The 6,422-nt window shown below is 70.7% G+C and carries 6 protein-coding genes; 2 read left to right on the top strand and 4 right to left on the bottom strand.

Annotated features, from left to right (window positions below):
* Positions 1-131 precede the first annotated feature (131 nt).
* Positions 132-545, bottom strand: coding sequence for a secondary thiamine-phosphate synthase enzyme YjbQ (locus AB1609_13475; protein MEW6047470.1), 414 nt, complete (start codon positions 543-545; stop codon positions 132-134).
* Positions 546-740: 195 nt separating this feature from the next.
* On the opposite strand from AB1609_13475, the gene AB1609_13470 reads away from it, so the two are divergent.
* The gene (locus tag AB1609_13470) at positions 741-1,283 is read left to right on the top strand and encodes an OsmC family protein (protein MEW6047469.1); all 543 of its coding nucleotides are present in this window, start codon (positions 741-743) and stop codon (positions 1,281-1,283) included.
* Between the two features lie 91 nt (positions 1,284-1,374).
* Positions 1,375-2,352, top strand: a complete 978-nt coding sequence (gene rbsK, locus AB1609_13465; protein MEW6047468.1) for a ribokinase — start codon at positions 1,375-1,377, stop codon at positions 2,350-2,352.
* A 30-nt stretch (positions 2,353-2,382) separates the two neighbouring features.
* On the opposite strand, the gene AB1609_13460 is transcribed toward rbsK, so the two are convergent.
* The 3 genes from AB1609_13460 to AB1609_13450 all read right to left on the bottom strand — a co-directional run.
* Entirely contained in the window at positions 2,383-3,420 is a 1,038-nt protein-coding gene (locus AB1609_13460) for a PHP domain-containing protein (protein MEW6047467.1), read from the bottom strand.
* On the bottom strand, positions 3,417-5,501 hold the full coding sequence (gene mutY / locus AB1609_13455) for an A/G-specific adenine glycosylase (GenBank protein MEW6047466.1): 2,085 nt from the start codon (positions 5,499-5,501) through the stop codon (positions 3,417-3,419). Before mutY ends, AB1609_13460 begins: the two co-directional genes overlap by 4 nt.
* Before the next feature lie 20 nt (positions 5,502-5,521).
* Positions 5,522-6,422 (bottom strand): glycerophosphodiester phosphodiesterase (locus tag AB1609_13450; protein MEW6047465.1); only part of this gene is annotated, 901 nt, incomplete at its 5' end.

The raw sequence follows: 6,422 nt of genomic DNA, 5'->3' as shown, positions 1-6,422 counted from the left end.
CCCGCCGTCCGTACATCCTCTGCATCATGTCGCAGGGTGTGGAAGACATCGAGAGCGGGTTTGCCGACATCTCCACCATCTCCCGGATGGTGTACGACTTCCAGGAACGCCTGGCGGGCCGCTAGGCGTGCCTACTCGCCCATCACCTTGATGACGACGCGCTTTGGGCGCTGCCCGTCAAACTCCGCATAGTACACCTGCTGCCAGGGCCCCAGATCCAGCCGGCCGCCGGTCACGGGCAGGATCACCTCGTGGTGAACGAGGAGGCTCTTCAGGTGCGCGTCGGCGTTGGTTTCGCCGGTGCGGTGGTGCCGGTAGTCGGGCCGGTAGGGCGCAAGCTTCTCCAGCCACTCGTCGATGTCGGCGAGAAGCCCCTCCTCGGCGTCGTTGACCCACACCCCGGCGGTGATGTGCATGGCCGAGACCAGCGCCATCCCCTCCCGGATGCCGCTCTTTTGCACCGCCTGGGCCACCCTGTCCGTGATATTGATGTACTCGCGCTTTCTGCCCGTGTTGAACGTGAGGTACTCGGTATGGAACTTCATGGCACCCCTCTCCTTCCAGGGGGGTGGGTTCGGCCGGACGCGGGGGGCATCCTGGCCGCCGGCGCACGCGCCTCGGCCAGGCCTGCCGCCGGCCTGCCGGGATGCGGGGTGCGTATGCCCTGGGGTGTACGGTAATCTCTTCCGTATGCTATGATCTCACCGTGCAAAACGGATCTACCGGCCGGGGGTGGCGGTGTGGCAACGACCGCGGTGCTGGACAACGTGCAGGTGGGCAGGCTTCAGGAAACCATGCGCCGGGCGGCCCAGGATCGCTCGGCGGCGGTCATGCAGGTCGAGATGGAAGGCACCTGGAACCTGGCGGAGGGGGAGCCCCAGTACCGCAGCATTCTCAATGCCCCCAACGCCGGGCCGGTGGAGGTAATGGCCGACTTCCCGCCCCAGTTTGGGGGGTGGGGCAAGGCGCCGAGCGCCCTTCAGTACTGCCTGTATGCTTCAACGGCCTGTTTTGCGTCGACCTTCGCCCTGGTCGCGGCCCTGGAGGGGGTCACGCTCCGCTCCCTGAGGGTGAAGCTCTCGGCGCGCCTCAACATGGAACGCTTCTTGGGGGTCGGCGAGGCGCCCGTCATCGAACACTTCAAGTGGGCCATCGTGGCCGACTCCGATGCAGACGACGACACCATGGAGCGGCTGCGCGTGCTGGCCGAACAGCGCTGCCCGGCCACGTGGTGCTTGCGCAACCCGATCTCCGTCGAAAGCAGCGTCGATCGGGGCCGCTGAACCGGCGCGGCAGCGCTGAAGGTGCCCGGAAAGTAACCGGCGCCAGGGTGGGCACCGAGCCGTGGAGAAGATACGCCCGGGAGGCGCTGGCATGGCCGAGAGGGTTCACGGCGGCAGCGTGGTGGTCGTCGGCAGTCTGAACATGGATCTGGTGGTTCGCACGCCTCACCTGCCCCGGCCAGGTGAGACGGTGGCAGCACGCAGCTTCGCCCAGTTCCCGGGCGGCAAAGGGGCAAACCAGGCGGTGGCCGCGGCGCGGATGGGGGCACGTGTGGCCATGGTGGGGCGGGTGGGCGCCGACGCCTTCGGCGAGGCGCTGCGCCGGGTTCTCGAGGCTGAGGGGATCGACCTGCGCTACCTCCGGGAGACGCCGGGTGAGACGACGGGGGTGGCCTCCATCTGGGTGGATGACTCCGGCGCCAACTCCATCGCCATCGCCCCGGGAGCCAACGCCGCCCTCGCGCCGGCGGACGTCGCCGCTTCGACGCAGTGTTTCGAAGGGGCGTCGGCGGTGCTGGTCCAGCTCGAGATCCCTGCAAAGACGGTGGAGGCAGTGCTCGGGGCGGCAAGGGAGGCCGGCGCTGCCGTGATCCTCGATCCGGCCCCGATTCACCCCCGGGCCAGGGAATGGCTCGGCCAGGTCTGGGGCGTAGCGCCCAACCAGGTGGAGGCGGAGGCGCTCGTGGGCTTTCCGGTGCGCAGCGTGGAGGACGGCCGCAGAGCCTGCGAGGCGCTGCTCGAACGCGGGGTGCAGGTGGCCATCGTCAAGATGGCCGAGCAGGGGGCCGTGATCGCCGAGCGCGGCGCATCCCGGGCTTACCACATCCCGGCCGCGCGGGTGAAGGCGGTGGACACGACGGCGGCAGGAGACGCGTTCTGCGGGGCGCTGGCGGCCGGGCTGGCTTCGGGGATGCCGCTTCTTGCGGCGTGTGAACTGGCCAACGCCGCCGCCGGGCTGTCCACCACCAGGCCGGGGGCTCAACCGTCGCTGCCCGGGCGGGCCGAGGTCGATGCGTTCCTGCGGGAAAACCCGGCCGAGAAACCGCAAGAGCTATCGACGCATCGATAGCGGCACGCGCGGGCCGCGGCGGCGCCTCAACTACGGGGCTCGCTCCACGAGCCAGAAGGGCTGAGACCAGGCGGCCTGCCCACCGTGGAGCGTGACCTCGACCCGGACGTACCCTTCGCCGCCCCTGGGAGCGTAGCGCGCCTGCCAGGCGAAGGCCTCGTGCAGAAGGTGCCCGCGGGCGCCGAAGAAGCGTATGGCCGGCGGTTGCTGGCTGCCGTGGGGGGCGACACCGGGAGGGGAGTTTTCGGGCGCCGTGCCGGGTGAGCGCTCGACCTCGACCGCGACGGCCTGCGTCTCATCGCCTTCCTGCACCACCCCGAACCGGGCACGGGCGCCCGTGCTCGGGTAAAAGGCGCCGGATGCCAGCGCTGCCCGCAGGTGAAGGGCCGCTTGCCAGGGCGAGGGGAACGCGTCGAGCGGCCTTTCCAGTCGCACCCAGACCCACGCCCGCCCGATCTGCTCGGAGCGGTGGCTGTCGTCCACGCCGGTTGCCCACAGGGGGGCGTCGGCGCCTCGCGCCGCCAGCGCCGCGTCCCAGAGCGCTACGTTGTCACGGGTCGGGGAGTGGTGGTTGACGATCTCGACCAGCATGAGGCGCGAATCGGCGAGGGTCGCCACCTGCCACCGTCCGGTGCCCAGGTTTCCGCTCCAGGCGGGGTGGGCGGCAGCGAGAAGGGCTCCCTGCTGCGTTGAGAGCGCGATCTTTCGGTCGGCTCGGGCGAGAGCCGGAACACTTTCCCGCACGAACAGCCGGAGCAGGTGGCGTCCCAGCGGCGGGAAGGGGCGCAAGAGGGTGCTCTCCTCGCCCGGCACCACCAGCAGCCCCTGGTCAAACGCGCACCCCGTCCACAGCCGGTCGTGGTCGGTGATGCAGATGAAGTGGAACCCGAGTTCCCGGTAAGCCCGTACCACGGCTTCCGGAGGCATCCGCCCGTCGAACGAGCGCGACGTGTGGACGTGGAGCTGCCCCTTCGCCCAAAGGGGTGCGAGCTCGGCCCGTTCCCCGCTGCGGGCCCGCCCGGCGGTCGCAGGCCACGCATACGGGTCTCGAAGGCGTACCCGAGTCACGGGGCAGCCCGCCTGGCTTCGATCGTGCCGTCAAGCTGCAGCAGGCGCTGGAAGGCCCGGGCCATGGGAAGCGACGGAATCTCCGCGGGGGACGCCCAACGGACCTCCAGAGCTCCGTAGGCCGAAGGGGCCTCGGCGGCCGAGGACTGGTGGACGGACCGGGCACCGTCGAGCGTCTCGGGAGGAAGCGCCCTCATCCGGAAGGCACGCAGCCTCCAGCGCTGGTGGCTGAAGGTATGCTGCGTTTCGCCGAGGGCCTGCACCACTTCCGTTTGAATCCCGGCCTGGTGCAGCGCCGCCCGCCGGGCGGCCGCCTCCCACGGTTCATCGTCGGCCAGTGGCTCGGCCGGAAGCGCCCACAGCGAACCCAGCAACCTGTCCTCAGGCCTGCGCACCAGAAGGACGCGCCCCCGCGCGTCCGCCACCACGGCAGCGGCCACCCTCACCAGCGGCACCGGCGGGGATGTGCGGCGCACCGGGAGTTCGGCCTGGAGGCGGTATGCCCAGGCCGCGCACAACCGCTGCAGCGGACATTCCCGGCACAGAGGCTCGCGGGGGCGGCAGATTTGGCTGCCGAGTTCCATGAGAGCCTGGGTGAAGTCCGCGGCCCGCCCCTCAGGTACCATGCCCCTGGCCCAGCCGGAGAGCTCCCGGGCGCTGCGCGCGCCCGGAGGCTCCCAGTGGAGCACGAGGCGCGAGAGCACCCGGGCGGCGTTGCCGTCGACGGCCACCTCGGGGCGGTTGTAGGCGATGCTGGCAATGGCCCCGGCCATGTACGGGCCGACGCCGGGCAGGCGCCGCAACTCCGCCGGGTCGTCGGGGATGCGCCCACCGTAACGCGCCACGACCGTCCGGGCCGCTTCGTGCAGGTAGCGCGCCCGCCGGTAATAGCCGAGCCCCTGCCACACCTGCAGCACGTCGTCCACCGCCGCCTGAGCGAGGAGCTCGAGGGTCGGGAAGCGCTCCATGAACCGCTCGAAGTACGGGATGACGGTGCTAACCTGCGTCTGCTGCAGCATGAACTCGGAAACCAGCACAGCGTACGGGTTTGCGCTTCGGCGCCATGGCAGGTCGCGCTTTTTCGCCTCGAACCACCGCACGAGCGCCTCGCCCGCATAGCCAAGAGGCACGGCCGGAATCCGGTAGCTTTTGCGTGCGCGCCGCCGGGCCCGGGTCAGGGTAGCGCCGGCAGCGCCGGAGGTGCTGGATGCAGCGCTGTCGGTGGAGGCGGCGCCCTGCTGCCAGTGCGCGATGAGTACCGGCAGTTCACCCACGTGCACGACGGCGGCGTCGGGCCGCGCCCAGTCGACGAGCGCCCGGTCGGCTGCCGGCCGGCGGTCGAGGGACCGGGCAAGTTCGGCGTGCCAGGCGTCGAGGCGCTGCAAGGCCGCCGGCCGCTCCCAGGGCGGGGTCGAGGCGAGTTGCAGGCCGCGTGAGAGCCGGGGCGGCATGACCCAGACGGCGAGCAGGCCCGCCTTCTTCGCCCCGGCCACGTCGTAGAGAAGATCGTCCCCCACGTGCACGGCCTCGGGTGCCCGCAGTTCGCCTGCCCCCGCGTAAAACGCCCCGGCGTCCGGCTTGGCGTGGCCGCAGAGGTCCGGCGCCGCCAGCGTCTCGAAGAAGCCGAGAAGACCAAGGGCCTCAAGAACAGGCCGCTGGTAAACGGACAACCCGTTGGTCACGACGACCAGCCGGTGACCATCCCGCCGCAGCGCCGACAGCGTCGCGCGGACCGTCGGGTGCGTGCACGCCACGAACCCCGGCCGGCCGGCGTAGTACTCGACCATGGTGGCGACGCTTTGCGGCGGCATGCCCTCAAGGCCCCGGCTTTTCGCGACCGTCTCGATGATGCTGTCCCAGTCGTAGGGATCGATCGCCCTGCGGGCCGCCCGTTCTTCCACCTGCCCGCCATCCTGCCTCGACTCGCTCAGGCGGCGGAAATGTTCCTCGGTCACCGCCTCGATGGCCCGGCGTGCATCGCCTCCGAACACCGCAGCCATCGCGGCGCCCACGGCGGGAAACACGCCGTCCCGGAAGGGGTTGCGCATCAGCACCCCGTCGAGATCGAAACTGATCAGCAAGAGCTTTCCCTCTTCTCCTCCTAGCGCTCGGACGCTCCCCGCGCCGCCCGCTCGGCCAGCACGGCCTCCATGCGGTCGGGGTAGTCGGTGATGATCGCGTCGACCCCGAGGGCGGTCAGGCGCCGCATATCGCCGATATCATTGATCGTCCACACGTGCACGGGAACCCCGCGCCGGTGCAGCAACCGCACCGCGGCCTCGGTGACCACGGGCAGCACGCCGTATCGTTCGGGGAGCTGAGCCGCGTCCGCGGGGGGACGCCAGAACGCGCCAAGGCCCAGCCGAAGCAGGAGCTGCATGCGAAGGCCCTCCCCCATCCCCAACGAGGTGGGGACGTCTGGCGCAAGCTCCCGCGCTCGCCGGACGACGGGGTCACTGAAGGCGGCCAGGAGCACCCTGTCCCGGGCGCCGGCCCGCTCGACGACCTCGAGAACGCGCTCCGCGAACGCCGGGTCGGAGAGCTTCATTTCCACGATGAACCGAGCCCCGGGGAAAGCCGTCAGCACCTCTTCCAGGGTGGGTATCTGCAGTCCCTGCCCCCGGTACGGGAAGCTGGCGCCGTTCGCGGTGAAGCGGTAGCCGGCATCCAGGGCCTTGATGTCGTCGAGCGCCATCGCGCGCACGGGCCCTTGCCCGTTGGTGGTGCGGTTGACCGTGTCGTCGTGGATGACCACCACCTGCCCGTCCCGGCTCAGGTGCACGTCGAGCTCGAGCCAGTCGGCGCGGTGGCGCAGTCCCTGTTCGTATGCGGCCAGCGTGTTCTCGGGCGCAAGCCCCGCCGCGCCGCGGTGCCCGATGTTGAGAGGGCCTGCAGGTCCGGCCCAGAGCACCGGGATGCTCCTGGCCTTCGGGACCCCGGCCGCGGCCCACGACGCACCGATGACGGCGGCGGCGACCACCGCCGCGATGGCCAGATAAGTC

The sequence above is a fragment of the Bacillota bacterium genome (genome assembly GCA_040754675.1).
Classification (GTDB): Bacteria; Bacillota; Limnochordia; order Limnochordales; family Geochordaceae; genus Geochorda.
This window is presented reverse-complemented; position numbering and strand designations above follow the sequence as displayed.

Bases quoted from the DNA above. Each gene is read 5' to 3' on its own strand.
- AB1609_13475 (MEW6047470.1), bottom strand. From the start codon at position 545: ATGAAGTTCCATACCGAGTACCTCACGTTCAACACGGGCAGAAAGCGC.
- rbsK (MEW6047468.1), top strand. From the start codon at position 1,375: ATGGCCGAGAGGGTTCACGGCGGCAGCGTGGTGGTCGTCGGCAGTCTG.